The organism is Streptomyces sp. YIM 121038 (assembly GCF_006088715.1).
In the GTDB taxonomy this organism is placed as follows: domain Bacteria; phylum Actinomycetota; class Actinomycetes; order Streptomycetales; family Streptomycetaceae; genus Streptomyces.
In genome coordinates, this window is sequence record NZ_CP030772.1 from 828386 (window position 1) to 852483 (window position 24098).

Here is a 24098-nt window from a genome sequence, read left to right on the forward strand (position 1 = left end):
GTGGCTTCAAAAGGATTGGCCGCCCGGCATCCCGCGACGACTCGGCCACTGATACGAAAATCCGTTGTCGGTGCTGGTCAGCCCGTCTCATGTGACTCCCACGGGTCGGAGGCTGACCTGGTAGTCTAGGTGGTTGAGCTGGCTGACGAGGCGGCGGGTGGCACGGTTCTTGCCGGTGCGTTCGAGGAAGTAGTCGCCGCCGAGGTCTGCGTACTCCTTGTCGTGGGTGAACATGTGCCAGATCGAGACGAGGATGGAGTGCTCAAGGGCGACCAGGGCCCGGCGGCGGCCTGCCAGGCGCCGATAACGGGCGGCGAGATAGGTGTCTTTGGTGCGGATCGCGGACAGTGCGGCCTGACTAAGCACGCCCTTGAGCCAGGTATCGCCCGGGCGTGTGCGGCCCGAAGGGCTCTTGCCCGCGAACTCGTGGTTGTCCGGACACACTCCGGCCCAGGAGGCGAGGTGGCCGGCCGAGGGGAAGCGGGTGATGTCCGCACCGATCTCGGCGAGGATCACCTCGGCGGTGTGCGCGCTCGCCCCGGGGATGGTGGCCAGCAGCTCGACCTTCCGCTGAAACGGCCGGACGTGTTCCTCGATCCGGGCGTTGAGGCGCCGCTCCATCGCGGTCGCCTCGTCGATCTGGTCCAGCATGGTCCGCGCCAAGAACGCGTGATGATCGGTGAAGTAGCCGGTCAGCGCCTCGACCAGGACCTCGCGCCGGGTCCGCAGATTCGGAGCGGCCAGCTCGGCCGGCACCTTCGGATCACGCGTGCCGCCGATCAGGGCCTCGAGCATCCGGCGCCCGGAAACACCGAGAAAGTCGGAGACCATCGAGGTGAGCTTGATCCTGCAGTCCTCCGGCAGGTTCTGCAGCCGCTGGGCCTCCCGGGCCCGTTCGCGCACCACATCGGTGCGATACCGGGTGAGACCGCGCAGTTGTCGGATCGGCCGCGGCGGCACGAACGAGGGGCGGACCAGGCTGTGTTCGACCAGCTTGGCGATCCACTCGGAGTCCTTCACGTCGATCTTGCGGCCCGGAATGGCCTTCATGTGACGGGCGTTGAGCAGCCAGCAATCCATGTCGTTGTCCAGCAGGTAGAACACCGGCTTCCAGTACGAGCCGGTGGCCTCCATCCCCACCACCGTGATCCCCTCGGCCAGCAGCCAGTCCCGCATCGCCAGCAGTCCCGAGGTCAGGGCCGGGAACGTGCGGACCTCGCTGCGGCGCCGGGTCCCCTTGCCCCGGTCCAGCACCCGGATAGACACCTTCACGTCCGCCTTGCTGATGTCGATCCCGGCGCGGCGTTCATAGACCACGTCCACGGTCGACTCCTTCCCTTCGCCACCCAACTGGGGCGTCGGCGGGGACCCGAACGGCGAAAGAAGCTGATACGCGTGCTCAAGGCAACACTTCCGAGCGCCTGACAAGCAGGTCCCCCAGCGTCCTGCTGATTGACGGGCTCGGACACGCCAAGAGGCCACGACGTCGGCCGGACGAGACCCATTTCCCCGCCTTCGGGGCGACGCCCGCAGGACCTCCGGCTTGCTCATTGGGACACGCGCGGCAAGATCGCTTGGTAAGGACTCGCTGGCGAGGCCGTCTGCTGGGATCAGTACTGGAACGACTTCGGAGGTGGCCGTGCCCGAGCTCCGGGCCGGTACGGACGCGGGCAAAGCCGAGCATCACTGTGTGGTGATCGACGCCGACGCCTAGTGCAGACTGCCGCGGCGGGTGGCCAACGACGAGTCCGCACTGCTCAAAGTGATCAGTGATGTGCTGGAGCTGAGCGAAGGGGAGCCGGTGACCTGGGCGATTGATCTGAATGCCGGCGGGGCCGCGCCGATGATCGCGCTGCTGGCTGGCAACGGGCAGCAGGTCCTCTGCATCCCCGGCCGCACTGTCCACCACGCCTCGGGCTCCTGCCGGGGCGACGGCAAGACCGATGCGAAGGACGCCTTGGTCATCGCGGGCCAGGCACGCATGCGCCGCGATCTCCAGACGATGCACCACGGCGACGACATCGCCGTTGACCTGCGTATCCTCACCTCGCGCCGCCTGGACCTGGCCACTGACCGCACGAGGGCGATCAACCGGATGCGGGCCCAGATGCTGGGGTACTTCCCCGCGCTGGAGTGGGCCTTCGACGACAAGATCTCGAAGGCCTCCCTCGTGCTGCTGACGGGTTACCAGGCCCCGGCCAGTCTCCGCCGCGTGGGCAAGAGCAGGCTCGAGACCTGGCTGAGGAACCGGAAGATCCGCAACCATCAGCTCGTCGCGGCCATTGCTGTCGAGGCAGCCGAAGCCCAGCACACCGCCGTCGCCGGGGAGAAGTTCGCCGCGGTCGTGGTGGCCAAGCTGGCGAGGGAGGTGATGGCCCTCGGTGAGGAGATCGCCGAGACCGACGTCCTGATCGAGGGTCGGTTTCGCGACCACCGACACGCCGAGATCATCCTGAGCATGCCCGGCCCCGGCCCCGGCCCCGGCCTCGTCCTGGGCGCCGAGTCCATCGCCCACACCGGTGGGGGCATAAGCGTCTTCGGTACCTCCGACCGCTTGGCTGGCGTCGCTGGCCTGGCCCCGGCGCCAAAGGACTCGGGGCGAATCAGTGGGAACATGCGTCGCCCCCGCCGCTACTGCCGACGCTTGCCGCGAGTCTTCTACCTGCCCGCGATGGCCGCGGCCAGGTGCTGCCCAGCCTCGGAGGCGTTCTACGACCGCAAGAGAGCCGAAGGCAAAGGCCACCGCCAGACCGTCATCGCCCTTGCGCACCGCCGCCCGAACGCCCTGTGGGCCCTCATGCGCGATGGCCGTGCCTTCCAGATCACCGCTCCGCCGAGCCCGATCGCGCTGGGCCGACCCGCTCACTGCGAGTCACCAGACCTGAATGACAACTTCATTGAGAATCCTCACTTACACGCTGCGAGGTACTTCTTCCCGTTCTGTCGCCTCCCGGTCCGTCGACGCACGATGGGACCGGGGCTCAGCGTGCGCTGCCTTTGCGTCGGCCGCTGGCGGAGAGGAGGAGGAAGGCAAGGTCGGTGAACCCGCTGGTGTCCAGCAGGTCGCTGCAGGCGGTCAGGTCTTGCTGGGTGAGGAGTCCTTGTCTGGTCATGGCAGGCCCTGTCTGTTCGAGGGTGAGGCGCAGGAGTGCGTCAGCGTTGCGGCCTCGGCCGACGAGGCCTGGGGTGCAGTGGAGGCCGATGTCTTCAAGGCCAAGCTGCGTGAGCAGTCCGGGCAGGGCAGTGGCCCATCGGAAGTCAGCCTGCATGGAGCCGGCGGCCAGGTTGATCAGGGCGGTGACACTGCGGTGGTAGGCGTTTCGGTGAGTGTCCGGGGGCGGAATGATGATCACGCCGTCCACATGTACCCAGCCACCGGGGGCGGTCCAGTCGACCATCCGGGCGAGGACTTCCTCGCGCTCGGGCAGGTGCTCGAGCAAGGCACGGGTGTGCACGAGATCGAAGGATGCGAGGGGAAAGTCCTCATGGACTGCGTTGTGGCGCAGGGGGGAAAGGTTCGGCACATCCCGGGGCAGCAGCCGGATATCGATGTCCGTGGCCACCACTTGTCCGGGCGCACACCGCGCGGCCAGCCACCGTGCCACGGAACCAGCCCCACTGCCCAGTTCCAGACAGCGCCAGCCCGCCCGGATGCCGCGGTGCTCGATGGCAGAGCACGTGCCCGGATCCGCGAACGCCTCCAGGGCTTGCAGACGCCGTCGCTCCTGCGGGATCCCGTGGTCGAGCAGCCCCGCCCCATAACCCTCATCACGAGACCCCTCCGATACCGCCGCCATGACATACCTCCCATAGTCCCTCAGCCCTCCGCCTCCAAGCGGAATCCTTACCCGGATCAAGGGAAGATAAAGGAACGTTAGGTGTGCGCCCGGCGCATCGAAGAAGCTTCATTGCGATTCGCGCTATCCATGAAGGCCAGGGAACCTCGAATCCGAGTTCGACATACTGACGCGATGACAGGGCGAGGTCTCCCACTCCTGTGCGCAGGACGCTCGGCTCAGGCTGGAGTCCGAACTCGGGGAGGCCTGAGGTTGATCCCGGGAGCGGGCAGTGGGCTTCATGCGATGAGTGACAGCTCACGTGACGTGATCAGCTATTGTTCGAACTCGTTCGGTTGAGCCGCCCTGCGTTTCTCGGACGGTGGTATCGAAGGGCTTCTACGCTGCGGCCTGCAACTCTTCGTGCTCGGCGTGCACTTCCGCGGCCGTTTGGTAGCAGAGTCCGGAGTGGAGGCGTCGATGATTGTAGAATATCTCGATGTATCGGACGATTGCCTACTGAGTTTTTCGTTAGTTCCGTGGTGGTTGTGGGTGGATTGTTAAGAAGGCATCTCACTTGGTGAGTTTTCGGTAGCAGATGAGGGTGCAGGCGATGCTGGTGAAGGCCAGGAAGTGTTCGGCCTTACGTTCGTAGCGTCGGCGCAGGCGGCGGCAGCCGGCGCGCCCGGCCATCGTGCGTTCCACGATCCAGCGGTGGCCGCCCAGCCGTTGGGAGGACTCGGCTGCCTTGCGGGCGATGCGGTGGGTGATGCCTCGCCCGCGTAACCATTGCCGCAGGTGGGCGTAGCCGTAGCCCTTGTCTGCGTGGAGCTTGGCGGGCTTGCGCCGCCGGCGTCCCCGGCGTGAGCGGATAGGTGGGATGCCCTTCACGAGAGGGCTGAGGGGCCCCGAAGTTTCCGGACAGGGACCCAATAGGGTTTCCCTGAACAGGGAACGAGGAAGCACGATGTGGCGTCACTCAGCAAGTACACACCTGAGTTCCGTGAAGAAGCCGTCCGGGTCGCGCTGAGCTCGAGTAAGACGATCTCCGAAGCAGGCCGCGAGCCCGGGATGAACCCCGAAACCCTCCGGGGCTGGGTGAAGAAACACAAGGCACGCCAGGAGCCGGCGCCAGACGCGGAACTGACGCTCAGCGAACGAGCACGCCTCAAAGAGCTGGAACGCCGGATCCGCGAAGCCGAGATGGAAAACACCTTCCTGAAAAAAGCCGCAGCGTACTTCGCGGGGGATCCCCGGCAGCGAGCACGTACGAGTTCATCAACGAGACGCGGCTCGACACGACGGAGTACGCGTACAGCGTCGGGTACAGGTGCAAGCGACTCGGCGTCTCCAAATCCGGCTACTACGACTGGTGAGGCCGTCCCGAATCCGCGACAGCCGAACGGCGTGAGGAACTGAAACTGCTCATCACGAAGGCGTTCGAGGACTCCGACAGCACCTACAGCCACCGGCGCATCCACGCACAACCGCACCGCCGGGACGTCACCGCTGGCCTGGAGCCGGTCCGCCGCCTCACGCGCGAACCGGGCCTGGAGCCCTCCCAGCCGAAGCCGAAACGCTTCGGCCTCACCCAGGGCACCCCCGGCCCCGCGCCTGACCTCGCCGGCCGGAACTTCACCGCCGACGCTCCCGGCCAAAAGCCGGTCGGGGACATCACCTACGTGTCCACCAGTGAGAGGTGGCTGTACCTGGCGACCGCCATCGACCGCCGCACGAAGGAAATCATCGGCTACGCCATGGACGACCACTACCACACCCCCCTCACATCCCGGGCCATCCGCAACACAGCCCGGAACAGGAAACTCACAGACGGCACAATATTCCACTCGGACCGCGGATCGAACTACAGGCCAGCCGAGCACGGTGAGACATTGAAACACCTCGGCCTTCCACGTTCCGCCGGACGGACCGGGACCTGTTTCAGTAACACTATGACGGAATCATTCTTCGCGGCGCTGAAGAACGAGCGTGTATCCAGGATGACTTACCTGACACGCGAAGCCACCCGGCAGGACATCACTCGGTACATCGAATCCTGGCACAAACACAAACACCTCCACTCGGCAGTGGGTAACCGCCCACCTCGCGAAGCCCACACCGAATACCAGACATTGCACATCACGGCGTGAAGTCATCACCAGACACCTGCCCGGAAAGCGCGAGACCCCTCACAGGTCCTGGCTGTGAGGGGGATTACTTGATTGGGGGCTTGCGGGGCTTGTCGGTCGGGTTCTTGGGGCGTTTGTTCGGCCGGTAGCTGGGGCTGTTCATGATGACTTGGTGGCTGGTGTTGATCAGTCGGTCCAGGAGGGACTCGGCGACGACGGGGTTGGGGAAGAGGGGATACCAGTCGCTCGGGGCCCGGTTGCTGGTGATGATCAGAGAGCGGCCCTGTCGCTCGGAGACGAGTTCGTAGAGGTCGTCGGCCTGTGCCGCGGCGAGCTGACGCATCGCGAAGTCGTCGAGGGTGAGGACGTCGGGCCGCACCAGCTCCTGGATGCGTTTCTCCCAGGTCCGGTCCGCGTGGCCGCCGGCCAGGTCCGCCAGGAGTGTGCACGGACGGGTGCACACGGATGCGGGGGTTCGGGCTGCGGTGTGTGTCAGCGGTCTCCCGGGCGCGCTTCGTAGGCCGTGTCCGCATCAACGCGCGGGTGGGTTGCGCCTTGTGTGAGCTGGGCTGGCCGGGGCCATGGTGAGGTGATGTCCACTCACCGCGGCCTCCAGGGGTTTCTGGGCGGGTGGGTTCCCCCCTCGACAACTTAGGCGTCAGGCAGGTGCTGAATCAGCCGCGGGTTCGGGTGGGTCCGTGCGTCGGCACTCCGTCGAAGGAACTTTCCGTAGGCTTCCCCACCCCGTTACCCACGACAGCCACCTTTAGGGAGGTAATCCTCATGGCTGAAACGCTTCTTGCTGGAGCTGGGAAGGTTGCATTGATCACCGGTGTCGCATCGGGGATCGGGGTGGCGGTGGCGACCATCTTCGTAGTCCATGGCGCCGCCCGGCAGGGCGCGGTCACCGAGGAGCATGCCGCAGTCTCAGGACCGATCGGCCAGTTCGCGGTACCCGAAGAAGTCGCCGAGCCCGCCGCATGGATCCGCTCCGGCAAGGCACCCTTCATCGTGGGCATTGCCATGGCCGTCGGCGGCGGATGGACTACGCGATGACGCACCTTCCTACCATGCCTCCCGGATACACCTCGGCTACGGCTCCCGGCGTACTACCCCTGCTCGGCCACGCACCGTACTTTGTGTACGATGCGCTCGGCTTCCTGGAATCGCTACCCACCCACGGAGACCTGGTACGGATCAAGCTCGGCCCGATCCGCGCGTACGTACCGTGCCACCCTGCGCTGCTACGGGAAATACTCAACAACGACCAGGTGTTTGACAAAGGCGGGCCGTTCTACGACCGCGTACGAGAAATTGCAGGCAATGGTCTGGCCAGCTGCCCGCACGCAGATCATCGCGGCATGCGGCGAATGCTCCAGCCAGCCTTCAGCAGACGACGGACGGCTGAGTACGGCACATTTATGGAACAGGAGATCTCGGCTCTGACCAAGAGCTGGGAAGAAGGAAGCGTCATCGACGCTTTACCCACCTTCTACGGTATCGCTGTGCGTACGGTGGCACGCTCTCTCTTCGCGACCAATATCGGTGATAACACCGTGGAGGACATTCGACAGTCCTACGAGATTGCGTTCGGCAACGTGTTCGCGCGCATGCTCATGCCCAAGGTGCTGGCGCGATTCCCCCTTCCCGTTAACCGACGCTTCCAGCAGGCCAACGCACAATTGACCATGACAGTGAACGCGATCATGGCACAGTACAAACGCAGCCCAGTCGAACACCAAGACATACTCAGCACATTGCTCGCTGCCCGCACCGAGGACGGGGCCGCGCTTACTGGAGACCAGATCCGCGACCAGGTCGTCACGCTCATCGCGGGAGGCTCGGAGACCACGGCAGCAACGCTCTCCTGGGCCTGCTACCTACTGACGCAGCATCCCGCGGCAGAGAAGCGACTCCACCGTGAAACCGACTCGGTCCTTGCCGACCGGCCTGCCCGCTGGGAGGACCTCGCCCAGCTTCCGTACACGACAAGAATCATCACCGAGACCCTACGGCTCTATCCGCCGGGCTGGTTCCTCACACGGACCACCACCAGGCCGGTCACACTGGCGGGCACAACGCTCCCGACCGGCACCACCGTCGTCTTCAGCCCCTATGTTCTGCACCGCAACGCTGCGGTCTTCGATAATCCCAGGACCTTTGACCCCGACCGATGGCTGCCTGAGCGCGCCGCAACACTGCCGCGCGGCGCCTTTGCCACCTTCGGGCACGGCGCACGCAAGTGCATCGGTGATAACTACGCCATGGCGGAAGCTATCCTCATGCTGGCCACTCTCGCGGGCCGATGGCGATGGGAAATTGCTCCCGGGGCCGATCCGCGCCCACAACGACTAACGACCTTTCTCCGCCCGCGGCGGACTCTGCTGAAGCTGCACGCCCGGACCGTCACGACCGAGGAGAACACACCATGACCTTCTCTCCTGAAACACATGACGGACGCCGCAATGTGGTTCATCCCGACATGTCACCGGGTCTCAGAGATCTCGACCCTGCACCGCGGCCGCGACATGTTGCCTTCATCGTGGACGGCAACCGTCGCTGGGCTCACGCCCACGGTTATGGACCGGGAGAAGGCCACCGACAGGGCGCGGAAACCATCTGCAGTGCCCTGGAGTGGTGTGAGTCCGCAGGAATCGAGATCACCACATGGTGGCTACTCTCGAAGGATAATCTGCACCGGTCCGCATCCGAACTTTCCGAACTCCTGGAGATCATTACCTCCCTCATCGGCCGGCTGGCCGACAGGCAGCGCTGGAGGATCCGTCACCTCGGCGATCCTGCAGTTTTGCCTGCCGACATGGTAGCTGAGCTGAGCACGGCGGAGAAAGGCACCTGTGATGCCCTGGGGCTCCAAGTCAACCTCGCGGTCGGCTACAGCGGCAGAGCGGACATCGTCAGCGCGGTACGTGAGATAGCTCGGCGGGCTGCGGACTCCCCGAGCCACTCCAAGGCCACGCCCGTAACCGAGGAGCAGTTCAGCCGGGCCCTGACCACCGGTGGACTGCCGGACCCGGAACTGGTCATCCGCACTTCCGGAGAACAGCACCTCTCCGGATTCATGCCTTGGCAGACGGCTCTGTCCGAAATCTATTTCTGCCCCGTCTTGTGGCCGGACTTCACGCAACCTGATTTGATGAACGCACTCTCTTCCTACGCAAAACGGCAGCGGCGCCATGGCATTTAAACAAAGATGCACCAGCAGAAGGCGCGCCGCCTCCGAACGCCGTACTGGGGTCTGAAACCCATTCCCAAACGGCACACGCCACACTCTGTCCACCGTCCTCAGCTTGCGTGGTCCCTTTACGTGGCCAGCGCACATTACAAATCAATGCGCCTGCACCAGGAGAAACCATGACATTCTCACAGGCCGGCACCAAGTTATTCGGCAGCGAATCAGAGAATATCGCTGAAGTCCATCGCGGCTTGCGCCCGTGGCTCGTTGAACGGCTGAGTAGGAATCGGGAGACGCCCCCCGATCATCCGCTGACGGGTCGACTCGAATCAGCTCTCGCTGAGTGGGCCATGACGACCGGTATGAGTGAACGGTACAGACGAACGATTGTCGAAGCCCGGCTAGGGCACTTCGCCGGACTCGCCGCACCGAATGCGCCCGCCCGCGTTCAGCTGCTGATTGCAAAATCGGAAGCGTTACCCATCGTCATCAATACGATTGATCTCCATGAGCGCCCGATCGCGGCTCTCACCAAGCCGCTCGTGGAGATCTTGGAAGGCAGTGCACCCCCACGGCCGACCGGCGGCTATCATGATGCCGTCACCCACTTCCGCAACGAGATTGTCGAAGCCGGGGGAGCAGAGCTCCTCCCAGGTCTGGCTGATGTGTATCGCGCGCTGTTCCGCGAATACGAGCGACGACAGGAGTGGGCCAAGACAGGGCACCTTCCTTCCATGGCCGAGTACTTGAGCCATCGCAAGATCGCAGCAGGGGCCATCCCGGGAATGTGGCTTCAGCGTCTCCAGTCGGGGCTCGTCGGACCGGGAGAAGGGCTTCCGGGCAGCCTGCTACGACTGTTCCAGCAGGTCAACCTACTCATTGGGTTGGACAACGACCTGCAGAGCTGCCACAAGGAAGCGGATAACGGTGAAGATCCAAGTCTCATCCGCATCATCGCTCGTGAATACGCGGTCCCGACGAGCAGCACCTTCCCCTGCGCGCTCGCCCTCATCAGCGGACTCCGTCATGAATGCGCCACCACCGTAAACGAAGTGTGCGTGAATCCCGCCGTCACGGAGAACGTCCGGAGACACGCATCCGTGATGCTCCGCTGGGTCGACGGCGTCTACACGTGGGGGCTGAAGACACCGCGATACCAGGCCCTGGACACTCAGGGGCGTTCCAAAGTCGGTTGAGTCGGTGAAGGTGAGGGGCCCCGAAGTTTCCGGACAGGGGCCCAATAGGGCAATACGGCGTTGTCACGTTGTTGGGGTGCCATGAGATGATCTTCGAGTGGGGTGTCTCGTGGAGGGGCCGTTCGTGGGTGCGTCGCCGTCGTACAAGAACCACCGGTACCCGGTGGGGGTCATCACTCACTGTGTGTGGCTGTACTTCCGGTTTCCTCTGTCGTACCGGGAGGTCGAGGAGCTGATGCTCGAGCGGGGCGTGGTGGTCTCCTACGAGACGGTCCGCCGCTGGTGCGTCAAGTTCGGCCCTGTGTACGTCGCTTCGCTGCGCCGGCGCAGCCCTCGGCCCGGGGACAAATGGCACCTCGACGAGGTCTTCATCAAGATCAACGGCGAGACCCGCTACCTGTGGCGCGCCGTGGACCAGGACGGCGTCGTCCTGGACATCCTCGTTCAGGGCAAGCGGGACACGGCTGCGGCGAAGCGGTTCTTCCGCAAGCTGCTGCAGCACACCGGCCAGACGCCCCGCGTGATCGTGACGGACAAGCTCCGCAGCTACAGGGCCGCCCACCGCCAGGTCATGCCCTCCGTCGAGCACCGCTCCTCGAAGTATCTGAACAACCGGGCCGAGGACAGCCACCAACCGACCCGGCAACGGGAGCGGGCCATGAAAGGCTTCCGCTCAGTCGGCGCGGCGCAGAGATTCCTCGCCGCCTTCTCCCGGATCTGAAGCTCCCCTCGTGCTGTGGAGACCGTGACCGGAGGGACAGTTGAGGTCATGGCATCTAAGAAGCGCCTCTACGATGCGGAGTTCCGCGAGGGGGCGGTATGGATCGTGTTGGAGACCGGGAAGCCGATTCCGGAGGTGGCTGCGGATCTGGGCATCCATGCCGGGACGCTGCACAGCTGGGTGTCGCGGGCCCGGCGAAACGGGCTCGCCGTCGTCGGACCGGCCGGTGGCCGAGCCGCCTGGTGGCCGGCTGCGGGAGAGTGAGCGGTCGGAGTTGGAGCGGCTGCGGGCCGAGAGGAGGGAGAAGGACAAGGGCATCCGGGAGCTGGAGAGGGAGCGTGATGTGTGCAAGCGATTCGTGGCCTTGTGGGTGAAGCAGCTGACGCTGACCCGGCCGTCGCGGTCGGGGTGATCAGCAGTTGCAAGGCCGGGCAGAAGATTCCGTACCGAGCCGCCTGCCGCGCTTTGGGGGTGTCGGAGTCGTGGTTCTACAAGTGGCGCGACCGTCCGCCCACCGCGCGGGAGATACGCCGACAGCACCTGGCAGAGGAGATCGAGGAGATCTTCCGCGGCTCGGGCGGCACCTACGGCTCGCCGAAGGTGTTCATCGAGCTGATCTGCCGAGGATGGCGGGTTTCGGTGAACACCGTCGCCAGGCTGATGGCCGAACTCGGTCTGGCCGGGCGGAAAATTTGCCGGCGCCGGGGCCTGACCCGGCCGGGCAAGCGGGCGCCGGCCCCGGACTTCGTGCGCCGCGACTTCCATGCCGAGGAGCCCGGCCTCGTCTGGGCGGGCGACATGACCGAGATCGACACCGGCGAGGGCAGGCTCTGCCTCGCCACCGTCATCGGTCTGTTCTCCCGTCGGCTGCTCGGATATGCAATGGGCGCCCGGCAGGATGCCGAACTCGCTGTCGCGTCCCTGCACATGGCCGCGGCCACCCGAGGTGGCGACGTCCGTGGCGTGATCATGCATACGGACAGGGCCAGCGAATACTGCTCGGGGAAGTTCCGGCGGGCCTGCCGCAAGCTCGGCGTGGTCCAGTCCATGGGCAGAGTCGGATCTTGTTTCGACAATGCCGTGAGCGAGGCGTTCAACAGCGTCCTCAAGGTTGAGTACGTCTACCGGCACACCTTCGCCACCCGCACCGAGGCCCGGATCAGGATCGCCACCTGGATCACCGACTTCTACAACGCTAGGCGGCTACACAGCGTATGCGGGTTCAAGAGCCCGATCGACTACGAACGTGACTACCGAGCCACCCTCGCCGAGGGACCGGCCGCATAGATCGTCTCCACGCAGCGAGGGGATTGACACACCGTCGGCCACCGTGCGCTGGTATCCGCTGTGTCGCCGTCTCGATCGGGCCCCGCAGTCTGGACACGGCAGCGCCGCCTCGCCGCGAGTGCGCGCCGCGATGCGTAACACCCGCTCTCTACGCTCACTTGCTCCACCAGTACACCACTCAGGCGCGGCAACACCGTCTTCAGCAGGTCCTCACACGGCCCTAGTGTCCACGGAGGTCTGACGGAGCGGCACGAGCGCATGGTGACACACTTCGATTTCACGGAAACCTTGGATGAGCCGCACGAGATGGCTGCCCCTCAGCCGCGCGCGTGGGGAGCCGCGGGCGCCTCGCGGAAGCCATCCGCTCCAGGCTCTCTGCCCGCGCTCGCTTCGCCGTACGGTCAACATGCTGGCCTGCGCCACCCTATCCGGCGGCCTCTGACGCGGCACACAGTAGCAGCCGGACGTATTACGCGGATCATCCCGCTATTCCACGCCCTGGCCGCAGGCCCGGTCAGGCGCCGGGGCTGGCTTTGGTCCCCCGCACTGGGCTGCGCGTCTTTCCCCAGGGTGGGCCTGCGGGCGCGGGGTATCGCCTGTTTGAATGGGGAGTATGGCGCAGTCAGCGGGTTTCACCGAGAATGATCTGCGGGCACTTTCGGGGGAGCGTTCCTTTGCACGGGGGCTCGGATACGTTGATGCGGTGACGGCGGTGGAGGTCGGTGACGGGTGGGTCACGGCCACGGTGCACGGGGGTGACGCGTATGCGGTCGAGCTGTCGTTCGGCGCCAGCCTGGATGGGGAGTGTGACTGTCCCTATGGGCGGGAGGGCAATTTCTGCAAGCATCTGGTCGCGCTCGGCTTGACCGTGCTCGCCCGCCCGGACCTGCCGCAATTGCGGGCCCGGGCCCAGGAGCGGGCCCACCAGCTGGAGGAGTGGCTGGCCGTACTCTCCCGTGACGAGCTGCTCGCGCTGGTGCACGAGCAGGTCGCCTTCGACCAGCAGCTGCGCCGCCGCCTGGAGGTCCGCGCCAGCGCTGCCGGAGGGGACCTGCCGGAGGCCCGGGTCCGCATCGCAGAACTCCTCGACCCCGCCCCTTTCGCCCGCTACGGCTACGTGGAGTATGAGGACGCCCAGGGTTACGCCGAGCAGGCCCTGCAGGCGGCGGCTGTGATCACCACGCTGGTCTCGGGCGGACGCGCGGCGGACGCGATCGGTCTGGCCGGGGAGGCGATGTGCCTGCTGAGCGGAGTCCAGGACGGCATCGATGACTCTGACGGGCACCTGGCCCGGATCGGTGCCGCCCTGGCTGCAGCCCACCTGCAGGCCTGCCGCGCCGCGCGCCCCGACCCCGCCCGGATGGCACGCTGGCTGCTCGAGCACGCCCTGGGCGACCCGGACCATCTGACCGGCATCGACCCGCTCGACTACGCGGACGTCCTGGGCGACCGGGGACTCGCCACGCTGCGGGACCTGGCCGTCGCGGCCTGGCGGGACAAACCCGCGGGCTGGGCGGAGAAACACGTGCTGCACCAGCTCGCCGCGGCGGTCGGTGACGTGGATATGGTCATCGCCGTGCACGCGGCCGACCTCGCGCCCGACGGCAGCACCCACCTGGCCATCGCCCGCCACCTGGACGCGGCAGACCGCCCCGGCCAAGCCCTGCGATGGGCCCAGGACGGCCTCACCGCGACACTAACCCACCCGCCTCACGCCGCCGCCGTCGACAGTGCGCTGATCGACTACCTCTGCGCCCGCTACACCCAGACCGGCCGTCTCCCCGACGTCGTGGCGCTGCGGCGGGAGGACTTCGTCGCCCGCCGCAACCTGGAAACCTACCGGCGGCTGCGGGATGCGGCCCAGAGCGCCGGGTGCTGGCCGGCAGAGCGCTCCGCGGCCCTCGCGCGGCTGCGCGCTGATGCAGAACAGCACGAGCACGGCTGGTATGGCGAGCCGGTCCTCATCGACGCTCTGCTCGACGATGAGGACACCGATGCCGCCTGGCAGGCCGCCCGGGAGCTGGGGGCCCACGACCGTCAGTGGCACAGCCTCGCCGATCAGAGCCGCGCCACCCGGCCCGCCCATGCCCTCGAGGTCTACCTACGTCTGGCAGAACCCCTCAGACAGCAGACCGGCAACCGTGCCTATGAGGAACTGACCAGTTTGCTTCTGGCCATCGGTGACTGCCACCGCCATCTGGGCAGCGAGGACGACTTCACCACCTACCTCACCACTCTGCGCACCGGCCTCAAACGGCGGCGGAACCTGATGCTCCTCCTCGACCAGCACGGCCTGTGAACGCACCCACCACAGCGGCACAGCGCACAGAGCACGCATACTCTTCCGCGCGCCCTGAGCAACGTCCCTGGGCGGGACTACCGGCGGCGTGTCACCTGCGCGGCGGACAGCACATTGCGGATTTCGGTGACATCGCTGCCGGTGCGCTGGGCGATCCGGGCCACCGGCTCCCCGCCCCGGTACGCGGCCACAATCGCCGCCGTCATATTCCGGCGCGCCACCACCACGGCATCCTGCGCGGCGCGCAGCGCCTCGACCGCCGCCTCCAGCCCCTGCTCCCCACTCGTCATACCCCTCATCGTGCCAGCGACGCCACCAGCCCGGCCAGGCACACCCCCACACCGTGCCCGCGAAAGCCTCCCGTCCACAGCCGCACAAGACACAGGACCGTCCCCACCTCCCCCGCAACACGCCTGACGGCCCGTAGCCATCCTGGTATCACCCCGGATGAAAGGGCATCACATAGCCGGAGCAGGACCGTCTCTCAGGTGCGCGGCATCGCTGCCCTGCCTCCGGGCAGCGATGCCGCAGCGCTACGGACGGGCCCTGTCCCCAGTCCCGCACTCCTCTCCGGGCGCCTGAGCCGATCATGCGCGACAACACACTCCACGTGGCAGGTGGGCAGCCGCCACGGCCGCTGTCCGCGCCCAAACTGCACCGCGAGCGGAAACCAAGGAGGACAATTATGAACAGGCGCTCTGCTTGTCATTTATCCAGTTCGCCGGGGTTTCGTGCCCTTCTGGTGGTGGGCGGGTCGTGCGTAGGCCTCGCCGGTCGCGAGGACTCTGCCCACGTCATGGCGGGTGGCCGGGCGGTGGTTCTTCGAGCCGGGCGGACGGCCGGGGCCGGGCCGTGTCGGTTTCGGTACACCGGCCGGAGAGCCGGTCTTCGTGCGCAGGTTTCTGAAACCCCTGCGGACGCGGGCGGGTGTGAGTCTGTTCGGCGGAGACGGTTTCTCCCAGGGACGCCGGAGGTCGGTGGCCAGGGGACGGGCGAGCCGAAGCTGGGCATATGCGGAGATCACCAGCCAGGTCCACCGGTCGGCCGCCTCCGAGCTGCGAAGCCGGGGCTTGGTCCATCCGAGGGTCTGCTTGAACAGGCGAAACGTGTGCTCGATGTCGAATCTCCGCAGGAAGGACTGCCAGCAGCGGTCCACGTCGTCCGCGGTGGCGTCGGTGCCCGACCACCACAGCCAGACCGGCTTGTTGACCCCGCCGCTGGGCAGCTTCTCCACGACCAGGCGGATGACAGTGCCCTCGATGAGTGGCAGCGGCCCTCGTGGTCGAGCCAGGCCGCCCGACGCGTCAGCCTCGGATGCAGTCGGTCCCACGCCTGCGCGGTCGCCTTCCCGTAGAGCCGGGTGTCGGTGACGGTCACCACCTGCTCGGTGTCCCAGGTAGCGGGGTCGCCGAAGACGAACTCGCCCCCGTGCTTGGGCGGACGGCCTGGCCGACACACTCGTGGTGGTGTCGGGCGCCGCATGACGCGGTCGGAGCGGAGACGGCCGAGGATCTCGACGGGCAGGCCGCCCAGCAGATGGGCGATGCGGGGTGCGTCGTAGCCGGCGTCCAGGACGACCAGGACCTTCGGGTCACCCGGCTTCCACTGGCCGGCGGCCACGAGCCGTTCGACGACCTCGCGGAGTTGGACCGTGGCCACTGCAGCGACGTCAGCGCCGGGCTCCAGACGGACCGCGTCAAGCACTGCCGTCCAGGACGTGCGGCCGGTCTCCAGCGCGGCGACGAACGAGTAGGGCCAGCCCGGGACCATCTGGTGCTTGCCTTCCCCGCGGCCGAAGGTGTGGCCGAAGGCCCGGTCAGCGCAGGTACCGGCGCCCGGCCGCAGCCACGGCGAGACGTCCGCGGCCAGGACGATCCGGCCGTCCGCCGCCTTCGGCAGCGGCATCCCGGCCAGCGCGCGACGCAATCGGGCGACATCGATCCGCCCCTGGTTCAGGCCACCGTAAAGGGCGCCGTGCCCGCGGCGGTGTTCCGGTGCGAGTGCGAGATCGACCAGCGTCCGCACTGGCCCGTCCGTGCACAACAACGCATCACACAACTCGAACATGGCGTCGCCCCGCGCGGTCAGAGATGCGTACAACTCCGTCCTGAAGCGTGACACTTCCGCGAACGCATCCCGCAGGACATCCTGATGCTCCAGACTCACAACCACGGCCTTCGTGCTGTTCCTCTGCCTCTGTGACGGAGCACAGGATCAGACGAAGGCCGCCTTCGCGTCCGCTGAACTGCGAAAACACTGATCAAGTTCGAGTCGCGTTCGACGCCACACCATAAATCACAAGCTCAATAGGGTTTCCCTGAACAGGGAACGAGGAAGCACGATGTGGCGTCACTCAGCAAGTACACACCCGAGTTCCGTGAAGAAGCCGTCCGGGTCGCGCTGAGCTCGAGTAAGACGATCTCCGAAGCAGGCCGCGAGCCCGGGATGAACCCCGAAACCCTCCGGGGCTGGGTGAAGAAACACAAGGCACGCCAGGAGCCGGCGCCAGACGCGGAACTGACGCTCAGCGAACGAGCACGCCTCAAAGAGCTGGAACGCCGGATCCGCGAAGCCGAGATGGAAAACACCTTCCTGAAAAAAGCCGCAGCGTACTTCGCGGGGGATCCCCGGCAGCGAGCACGTACGAGTTCATCGACGAGACGCGGCTCGACACGACGGAGTACGCGTACAGCGTCGGGTACAGGTGCAAGCGACTCGGCGTCTCCAAATCCGGCTACTACGACTGGCGAGGCCGTCCCGAATCCGCGACAGCCGAACGGCGTGAGGAACTGAAACTGCTCATCACGAAGGCGTTCGAGGACTCCGACAGCACCTACAGCCACCGGCGCATCCACGCACAACCGCACCGCCGGGACGTCACCGCCGGCCTGGAGCCGGCCCGCCGCCTCACGCGCGAACCGGGCCTGGAGCCCTCCCAGCCGAAGCCGAAACGCTTCGGCCTCACCCAGGGCACCCCCGGCCCCGCGCCTGACCTCGCCGGCCGGAACTTCACCGCCGACGCTCCCGGCCAAAAGCCGGTCGGGGACATCACCTACGTGTCCACCAGTGAGAGGTGGCTGTACCTGGCGACCGCCATCGACCGCCGCACGAAGGAAATCATCGGCTACGCCATGGACGACCACTACCACACCCCCCTCACATCCCGGGCCATCCGCAACACAGCCCGGAACAGGAAACTCACAGACGGCACAATATTCCACTCGGACCGCGGATCGAACTACAGGCCAGCCGAGCACGGTGAGACATTGAAACACCTCGGCCTTCCACGTTCCGCCGGACGGACCGGGACCTGTTTCAGTAACACTATGACGGAATCATTCTTCGCGGCGCTGAAGAACGAGCGTGTATCCAGGATGACTTACCTGACACGCGAAGCCACCCGGCAGGACATCACTCGGTACATCGAATCCTGGCACAAACACAAACACCTCCACTCGGCAGTGGGTAACCGCCCACCTTGCAAAGTCCACACCGAATACCAGACGCTGCACATCACGGCGTGAAGTCATCACCAGACACCTGCCCGGAAAGCGCGAGACCCCTCAGTACTCGCTCTCAGCGATCTCCCGACGTCTGCACCTGGACCGCAAGACGGTCCGCCGGTTCCGTGACACCGACCTCAGCTTGGGATTTATCCTCGCTGGTCGAATTGCGCCTCGAACTTGATCACTCGTAGTGATAAGGGCCGTTCAGCGGGGCGGCCTTCGTCTGATTCTGTGCTCCGTCACAGAGGCACCGGATCAAGCGAAGGCCGTAGAGGTGAGTCTGCTGCATCACGATGTCACGCGGGAGCCGTTCGGGCTGCTGTCAGCCTTCCGTGCGGAGTTGTACGCGTCCCTGACCGCACGGGCGGACTCCTTGTTCGAACTCACCGACGCGATGCTGTGTGCCGACGGGCCGGTGAAGACCCTGGTCGGCCTGGCGCTCGCGCCGGAACACCAGCGTGGGCATGGCGCGTTGTACGCCGGGCTGAACCAGGGGCGCCTTGATGTGGACCGGCTGCGGCGGGCCCTGGTCTCGGTACCGTTGCCGAAGGCGGCCGATGGCCGCCTGGTCCTGGCCGTCGACGTCACGCCCTGGCTGCGTCCAGACGCGGACACCGCTCCTGACCGGTGCTTTTGCCACACCTACGGCTACGGAGACAACAAGCACCAGATGATCCCTGGCTGGCCTTACTCCGTCATCGCCGCGCTGGAGACCGGGAGGACCTCGTGGACGGCGGTCCTGGACGCGGTCCGCCTCGGACCCGGCGCCGACGTCGCGGCAGTCACCACCACACAGATCCGCGAGGTTGTCGAGCGCCTCATCACGGCGGGACAATGGCGCGAGGGCGACCCGGACGTATTGGTCGTGGTCGATGCCGGATACGACGCCCCGCGCCTGGCCCACCTGCTGGCCGGCCTGCCCGTCGAGATCCTGGGCCGGCTCCGTTCGGACCGCGTGATGCGCCGTCCGGCACCCTCCCGCAAGGAGTTCCACCAGGCCAACCCCTTGGGCGGCCGCCCGCCCAAGCACGGCGGCGAGTTCGTCTTCGGCGACCCGGCAACCTGGGGCACCGAGCAAGCCATCACCATCACCGACACCCGCCTCTACGGGAAGGCAACCGCACGGGCCTGGGACCGGCTCCACCCCCGCCTCACCCGGCGATGCGCATGGATCGACCACACCGCCGAGCTGCCCCTGATCGAGGGCACGGTGATCCGGCTCCAGGTCGAGCACCTGCCCTCCGGCGGCGAGCCCAAGCCGGTGTGGCTGTGGTGGTCCAAGACCGGCGCCACCGCGGCCGACACCGACCGTTGCTGGCAGGTCTTCCTGCGCAGATTCGATGTGGAGCACATGTTCAGGTTCTGGAAGCAGACACTCGGCTGGACCGCCCCACGGCTGCGCAGCCCCGAGGCCGCGGACCGGTGGACCTGGCTCGTCCTCGCCGCCCACACTCAACTCCGCCTCGCCCGCCCGCTGGTGAAGGACCTCCGCCATCCATGGGAGAAGCCCGCCCCGCCGGAACGGCTCACACCCGCCCGAGTCCGCCGGGGGTTCAGAAACCTGCGTCCGACAGCCGCTTCACCAGCCGGTGCGCCGAAACCTTCACATCCTGGCCCAGGGCGTCCAGTTGGCTCGAGGAACCGGCGGTCCGCCACCCGACATGACGTGGGCAAGGTCCTCGCCACCGGCGAGCGTTACCAGCGCCCCGCCCACCACAAGGTCGGCACGAAACCACGGAGAGTCACCGCCGCAGGATAAATCCCAAGCTCAGAAGCTGTGTCATAACCACTGATCTGTGACGAGGGAACAATCCAGCGGCTCCCGGGATCCGAAGCCACTGGGGCGCAAGGGGCGCTGCCCGGAATCATTGGCATGTACGGGGCTTCGCCGATGCTTCAGATCGATCCGTGCGCCCCCGCCCCCATGTCGCCGTGGCCAGGCCCCATCCCGTAGACCGGAACTGCCGCCAAGATTCCGTCGGCCGGGCCCTGCGGTAATTCACGCGCATCCTCCGAAGCGGTAGTGCGGTCATTCCAGTGCGGAAGGTTCACCCATGGGACTCTTGCCTTCGCCCACTGAACGGGTCGACCTTGACGGTGTCCCCGCGCAAGTCGACGCGGTCCTGGACGATTTCCTGTCCGTTAAGTCCAAGGCGGCAACGAACAATCGGATGCCGGCGGAAGTCACCGAGGTCCTGCACGACTTCCTGTTCGCTGGCGGCAAGCGGCTGCGCCCGGTGCTGTGCGTGGCCGGCTGGCACGCCGCCGACGGAGGCGGGGACCTTCTCCCGGTGGTCCGCGTGGCGGCCTCGCTGGAGATGTTCCATGCCTTCTGCCTCATCCACGACGACGTCATGGACCATAGTGACGTGCGCCGTGGCCAGCCCACACTCCACCGTGCTCTCGCTCACCACCACATGGACGGTCGCGGCGGTGCGGCTGCCGAAATCCTCGGTGAGGGCGCCGCGATTCTCGTCGGCGATCTAGCCCTGGCTTGGTCAGACGAACTCCTGCACACCGCAGGTCTCACCCCCGGTCAGGCCGGCAGGATCATGCCGTTGATTGCTGCGATGCGTGCCGAGGTCATGTATGGCCAGTACCTCGACCTGACGGCTACGGGCCGGCCGACCGCCGACCTTGATCAAGTGTTGAGGATCGCGCGGTACAAGGCCGCCAGGTACACCGTTGAGCGGCCTCTGCACATCGGTGCCGCTCTCGCCGGAGCGGACACCGCGCTTCTTGCTGTCCTCAGCAAGTTCGCGCTGCCGGTCGGTGAAGCCTTCCAGCTCCGTGACGATCTGCTGGGGATCTTCGGCGACCCGTTGAGGACGGGCAAGCCACACCTGGACGATCTGCGGGAGGGCAAGGCGACGGCCCTGATGGCGCTCGCCCTGCGCAGCGCAGGCCCGGCACAGCGGAGCCTGCTGTCCCGCATGGTCGGCGACCCGCACCTGAAGGAAGCCGATGCTGCCCGTATCCGCGGCATCCTGATCTCAAGCGGTGCCCGCGACGAAGTCGAACGGATGATCCGTCAGCGCCTGGAGGCGGCCGAACTCGCCCTTGCTGAGGCCTCGCTCCCGGCTGCTGTAGCGGTCCTGCTGAGGCAGCTGGGCCAGGACGCCACTGCGAGGGCCTCATGAGGGTGCCGGGCAACCCCGCGCGCCCGCTGTCCGGGACAGGCCTGGTAGGCCGCATCGGCTTTGAAGCGAGGGTGACGGGCCGGATGATGGCGGCCAACGCCCCGGCCGCCTTCCTGTCACCGGTGCTCTTCACCGCTGTCGCCTGCGTCCACCATCACGTTGGCGGCCCGGCGACCGCTCTGCACGTCGCAGTCAGCACACTGTGGTTCGCTCTCTTCCTCTACGTGTTCGACGCTTCGAACCAGGTGCGCGGAGCGACCGAGGACGCCTTGAACAAGCCCTACCGTCCGATTCCCAGCGGCCTGCTCACCCCTCAGGCCCTCATGCGGCGCTTTTGGTGCGCCATGCTCCTCTACGCCCTCCTCGGCTTGGTGACCGCCACCCTGCTGTGGGTGCTGCTCTGGCAGGCTGCAACGGTCGTCCTGCACTTCGTCTCCGCTCCCCGCATCTACTTCGCGGTGAAACCGATGCTGATGCAGCTCGGCATCATCACCCAGCTCGCTGCCGCCTGGCAGCTGGTGGCTCCGCTCGACACCACAGCGTGGGCCTGGGTACTGGTCACCGGGGTGGGCTACAACCTCGCCATGATCTACGAAGACGTTCGGGACATGGAGGGCGACCGCAGCATCGGCCGCCGCACCCTCCCTCTCATCGTCGGTCACTGGCCCGTGCGGATCTGGTTCGCCGCCGTCATGACTGCCCTGCCCCTGGCACTGCATCACTGGCTGTTCGCACCGAGCAACGCCCGTCCCGCCCTCATTGCCGCCTGCACCCTCACCGTCACGGGGATGAACTGGTACGCAGCTTTGCGCAGCCTGGTGATCCGGAACGCGCGCGCGGACCGGATCACTTACCAGCTCTACGGTCTCGCCTTCGGCGTGACACTCACGTGCGGGCTCGTACTGCTATAAAGCGCCAGAAGCTTTGCTATATCTCCTTTATGCAGGTCAGTGGGCCGTCCGTGGTGTACCCCACGGACGGTGTCGTGTGTACGGTGCCGATATGGCCGGGAAGAGGGTGCCTCGGCTGCGGCTGGTGGCGCCCGTGGACGTCGGTGGGGGCCCGCGGTTGTGCCGGGGGTGCGGGGAGCCGTTGATGCCGGGGGCGAAGGCCTCGGCGGTGTTCTGCTCGTCGAAGTGCCGGTCGCGGAGCTGGCGTGAGGGTCGGCAAATACGGGCGAGGATCGAGGCGGTGCAGGCCGGACGGAGAGCGGAGTGCCCGCAGTGCGGGCAGTCGTGGATGGTCGGTGTCGACCGTTCTGCCTCGGCAGCGTACTGCTCTCCCCGCTGTCGCAAACGTGCCTGGCATGAGCGGCGCACGGGGCAGGCTGGGGTGTGAGCCGCGCGCCCGGCCCGGGCGGGTGCTGCTTCACGCGCCGTGCGCGTGCGCTCTGTCCGGCGGCCAGAGGCCGCCGGATGGTGCCACGTAGCGGTATTCCGGGGCGAGTTGACGGCATCGGAAGGGTGTCGCACCCGGACCTGTGTGGGGTGGTCATGGTGTCCGGGAAAGTCGGGAGTGTGACCCGGGAGCGCTACGACGAGCTGGTCAAGCTGGGGCGGGACTGGGTCGCCACGATGAGCAGTGCCCAGTGGCGGATCGGGGATGCGGCCCTGGAGATCGAGCCGATGCGTCCGCATGGGGGCGCGAAGGCACTGTTCGACGTCAGTGAGGCGATCCGCCTGTTCGCGGAGGACATCGGCCTGTCGTATTCGACGGTCCGCGGCTACCGGTGGGTGTCCTCGCGCTGGCCGAAGGAACGTCGGCTGGCAGGCGTGTCGCACACGATCCACAAGATCCTGGCCAGTATTCCGGACGAGCAGGAGCGCTTCGAGGCGGTCCGCAACCCCCCGCCCAACCCGCGTTACGGGTCGCCGCGCTGGACCCGCGACAGCGCGAAGAGGGTGGTGGGCTGGAAGGTCGACTCCCCGCAGGACGTCCAGGAGAAGGTCGAGGCAATCCATGACCTGGCCTCGGACGACGCGGTTGCCGCGGTGGTGACCACCGACTTCCTGCGCAGGCCCGCGGTCGCTACGAAGGCGATGGCCGATGACACGGCCCGGCATGCCGTGAACGAGGCCCAGTTCGACCGGTTCCGCCAGCAGGCCCAGTACGTCCAGCAGGAAGCCGCCCCGCAGCTGCAGCGGATGGAGCACGGCACGCAGTTCATGGACCTGGTCGCGGCCTGCGCCCAGTTCGTCGCCACGGCCGGCCGGATCGTGCCGAACCTGAAGGGCGAGCACTACGACGACGCCGAACGCGACACCATCGAACGCGGCCTCTCGCGCGTTCGCGCCGCGGCCGACTGGATCGAGAACGCCGTCACCCGCGGCGAGGTCGACCTGGACGAGCAGCTCACCCGGCTGCTGAAAGGCTCGGGTGAGTAGGCGATGGGGCGGGGCTGCCCCGCTCACGTCCACGCCGAAGCCGTCCTCAGGGCCCTCCAGGAGGCCCGCCCGTCGGGGCTGACGATCACCCAGCTGATGGCCGCTACCGAACGCACCCGCGCGCAGGCCTACACCGGGATCGCACATTTGCGGAAGATCGCGGCTGCCCGCGGTCTGCCGCCGGTGACCTGGGACAAGACCTGGGGATACCGGATGCTGGAGGACGCCCCGGAGGTCTGGATCGGTTACGAGCGGGCGTTCTTCGACCTGTTGGGCCACCGGGTGACCAACTTCATCGAGGGCATCCTGCTCTCCCACGAGAAGAAGGAACCCGACGACCCCTACATCCGCACCGTGATCACGCAGATGAGAGCGGTCGAGTCCACCTTCACCCTCCTGGCCCGCCTGGAATAGCACAAGCAGGAAGGCAACGGGCCGCGACCGCCCAGCAGATGGCCTCCCCACTC

At 66.6% G+C, this 24098-nt stretch carries 16 protein-coding genes and 6 pseudogenes; 16 read left to right on the forward strand and 6 right to left on the reverse strand.

The features are described from left to right. Positions 1 to 87: 87 nt before the first annotated feature. The gene (locus C9F11_RS46545; protein ID WP_138968580.1) at positions 88 to 1323 is read right to left on the reverse strand and encodes an IS110 family transposase; all 1236 of its coding nucleotides are present in this window, start codon (positions 1321 to 1323) and stop codon (positions 88 to 90) included. Positions 1324 to 1633: 310 nt separating this feature from the next. Between C9F11_RS46545 and C9F11_RS46550 the strand changes: the two are divergent. Continuing rightward, a pseudogene (locus tag C9F11_RS46550) lies at positions 1634 to 2806 on the forward strand (IS110 family transposase); the annotation flags it as partial. A gap of 175 nt (positions 2807 to 2981) precedes the next feature. On the opposite strand, the gene C9F11_RS46555 reads toward C9F11_RS46550, so the two are convergent. Both C9F11_RS46555 and C9F11_RS46560 read right to left on the reverse strand, forming a co-directional pair. After that, entirely contained in the window at positions 2982 to 3797 is an 816-nt protein-coding gene (locus C9F11_RS46555; RefSeq protein ID WP_138968582.1) for a class I SAM-dependent methyltransferase, read from the reverse strand. A 552-nt stretch (positions 3798 to 4349) separates the two neighbouring features. Next, positions 4350 to 4658, reverse strand: a pseudogene (locus C9F11_RS46560) (transposase); the annotation flags it as partial. A 509-nt stretch (positions 4659 to 5167) separates the two neighbouring features. On the opposite strand from C9F11_RS46560, the pseudogene C9F11_RS46570 reads away from it, so the two are divergent. After that, positions 5168 to 5926, forward strand: a pseudogene (locus C9F11_RS46570) (IS3 family transposase); the annotation flags it as partial. A gap of 64 nt (positions 5927 to 5990) precedes the next feature. Here the strand turns inward: C9F11_RS46570 and C9F11_RS46575 are convergent. Continuing rightward, positions 5991 to 6347 (reverse strand): annotated as a pseudogene (locus tag C9F11_RS46575) (ATP-binding protein); the annotation flags it as partial. Positions 6348 to 6688: 341 nt separating this feature from the next. Here C9F11_RS46575 and C9F11_RS46580 point away from each other — a divergent pair. The 8 genes and pseudogenes from C9F11_RS46580 to C9F11_RS46615 all read left to right on the forward strand — a co-directional run bounded on the left by C9F11_RS46580 (position 6689) and on the right by C9F11_RS46615 (position 14601). Continuing rightward, positions 6689 to 6961 carry a hypothetical protein gene (locus tag C9F11_RS46580; protein WP_138968586.1) on the forward strand — a complete coding sequence of 91 codons (273 nt, stop codon included), beginning with the start codon at positions 6689 to 6691 and terminating at the stop codon, positions 6959 to 6961. A gap of 14 nt (positions 6962 to 6975) precedes the next feature. Beyond that, positions 6976 to 8337 carry a cytochrome P450 gene (locus tag C9F11_RS46585; protein ID WP_171076246.1) on the forward strand — a complete coding sequence of 454 codons (1362 nt, stop codon included), beginning with the start codon at positions 6976 to 6978 and terminating at the stop codon, positions 8335 to 8337. Continuing rightward, positions 8334 to 9110, forward strand: coding sequence for a polyprenyl diphosphate synthase (gene uppS, locus C9F11_RS46590; protein WP_249402393.1), 777 nt, complete (start codon positions 8334 to 8336; stop codon positions 9108 to 9110). The genes C9F11_RS46585 and uppS overlap by 4 nt, the downstream gene beginning before the upstream one ends. Positions 9111 to 9277: 167 nt before the next feature. Next, positions 9278 to 10294 (forward strand): terpene synthase family protein, encoded by a 1017-nt coding sequence (locus C9F11_RS46595; RefSeq protein ID WP_138968591.1) that lies wholly within the window; start codon positions 9278 to 9280, stop codon positions 10292 to 10294. A gap of 124 nt (positions 10295 to 10418) precedes the next feature. Beyond that, positions 10419 to 11012 (forward strand): annotated as a pseudogene (locus tag C9F11_RS46600) (IS6 family transposase); the annotation flags it as partial. Between the two features lie 51 nt (positions 11013 to 11063). Continuing rightward, positions 11064 to 11279 carry a transposase gene (locus C9F11_RS49545; RefSeq protein ID WP_249402394.1) on the forward strand — a complete coding sequence of 72 codons (216 nt, stop codon included), beginning with the start codon at positions 11064 to 11066 and terminating at the stop codon, positions 11277 to 11279. 144 nt (positions 11280 to 11423) lie between these two features. After that, positions 11424 to 12302, forward strand: coding sequence for an IS3 family transposase (locus C9F11_RS46610; protein ID WP_269078183.1), 879 nt, complete (start codon positions 11424 to 11426; stop codon positions 12300 to 12302). A gap of 613 nt (positions 12303 to 12915) precedes the next feature. Next, entirely contained in the window at positions 12916 to 14601 is a 1686-nt protein-coding gene (locus tag C9F11_RS46615; RefSeq protein ID WP_138968593.1) for a hypothetical protein, read from the forward strand. 77 nt (positions 14602 to 14678) lie between these two features. Here the strand turns inward: C9F11_RS46615 and C9F11_RS46620 are convergent, their stop codons facing one another. Together C9F11_RS46620 and C9F11_RS46625 are read right to left on the reverse strand one after the other, a co-directional pair. After that, complete coding sequence (locus C9F11_RS46620; protein WP_138968596.1) at positions 14679 to 14891, reverse strand: hypothetical protein; 213 nt, start codon at positions 14889 to 14891, stop codon at positions 14679 to 14681. A 419-nt stretch (positions 14892 to 15310) separates the two neighbouring features. After that, positions 15311 to 16767, reverse strand: a pseudogene (locus tag C9F11_RS46625) (NF041680 family putative transposase). A 302-nt stretch (positions 16768 to 17069) separates the two neighbouring features. Here C9F11_RS46625 and C9F11_RS49550 point away from each other — a divergent pair. From C9F11_RS49550 to C9F11_RS46660, 6 genes are all read left to right on the forward strand, one after another. Continuing rightward, complete coding sequence (locus C9F11_RS49550; protein WP_138968598.1) at positions 17070 to 18125, forward strand: IS3 family transposase; 1056 nt, start codon at positions 17070 to 17072, stop codon at positions 18123 to 18125. Positions 18126 to 18381: 256 nt separating this feature from the next. Then, positions 18382 to 19866, forward strand: coding sequence for an NF041680 family putative transposase (locus C9F11_RS46640; protein ID WP_249402094.1), 1485 nt, complete (start codon positions 18382 to 18384; stop codon positions 19864 to 19866). Positions 19867 to 20161: 295 nt separating this feature from the next. Next, on the forward strand, positions 20162 to 21247 hold the full coding sequence (locus C9F11_RS46645; protein ID WP_138968600.1) for a polyprenyl synthetase family protein: 1086 nt from the start codon (positions 20162 to 20164) through the stop codon (positions 21245 to 21247). Between the two features lie 2 nt (positions 21248 to 21249). Continuing rightward, entirely contained in the window at positions 21250 to 22158 is a 909-nt protein-coding gene (locus C9F11_RS46650) for a UbiA family prenyltransferase (protein WP_171076248.1), read from the forward strand. A 606-nt stretch (positions 22159 to 22764) separates the two neighbouring features. Then, positions 22765 to 23631: a DUF6192 family protein gene (locus C9F11_RS46655; protein ID WP_249402395.1), complete on the forward strand. Its 867-nt coding sequence runs from the start codon at positions 22765 to 22767 to the stop codon at positions 23629 to 23631. Positions 23632 to 23634: 3 nt separating this feature from the next. Further along, positions 23635 to 24045, forward strand: coding sequence for a hypothetical protein (locus C9F11_RS46660; RefSeq protein ID WP_138968604.1), 411 nt, complete (start codon positions 23635 to 23637; stop codon positions 24043 to 24045). Positions 24046 to 24098 lie beyond the last annotated feature (53 nt).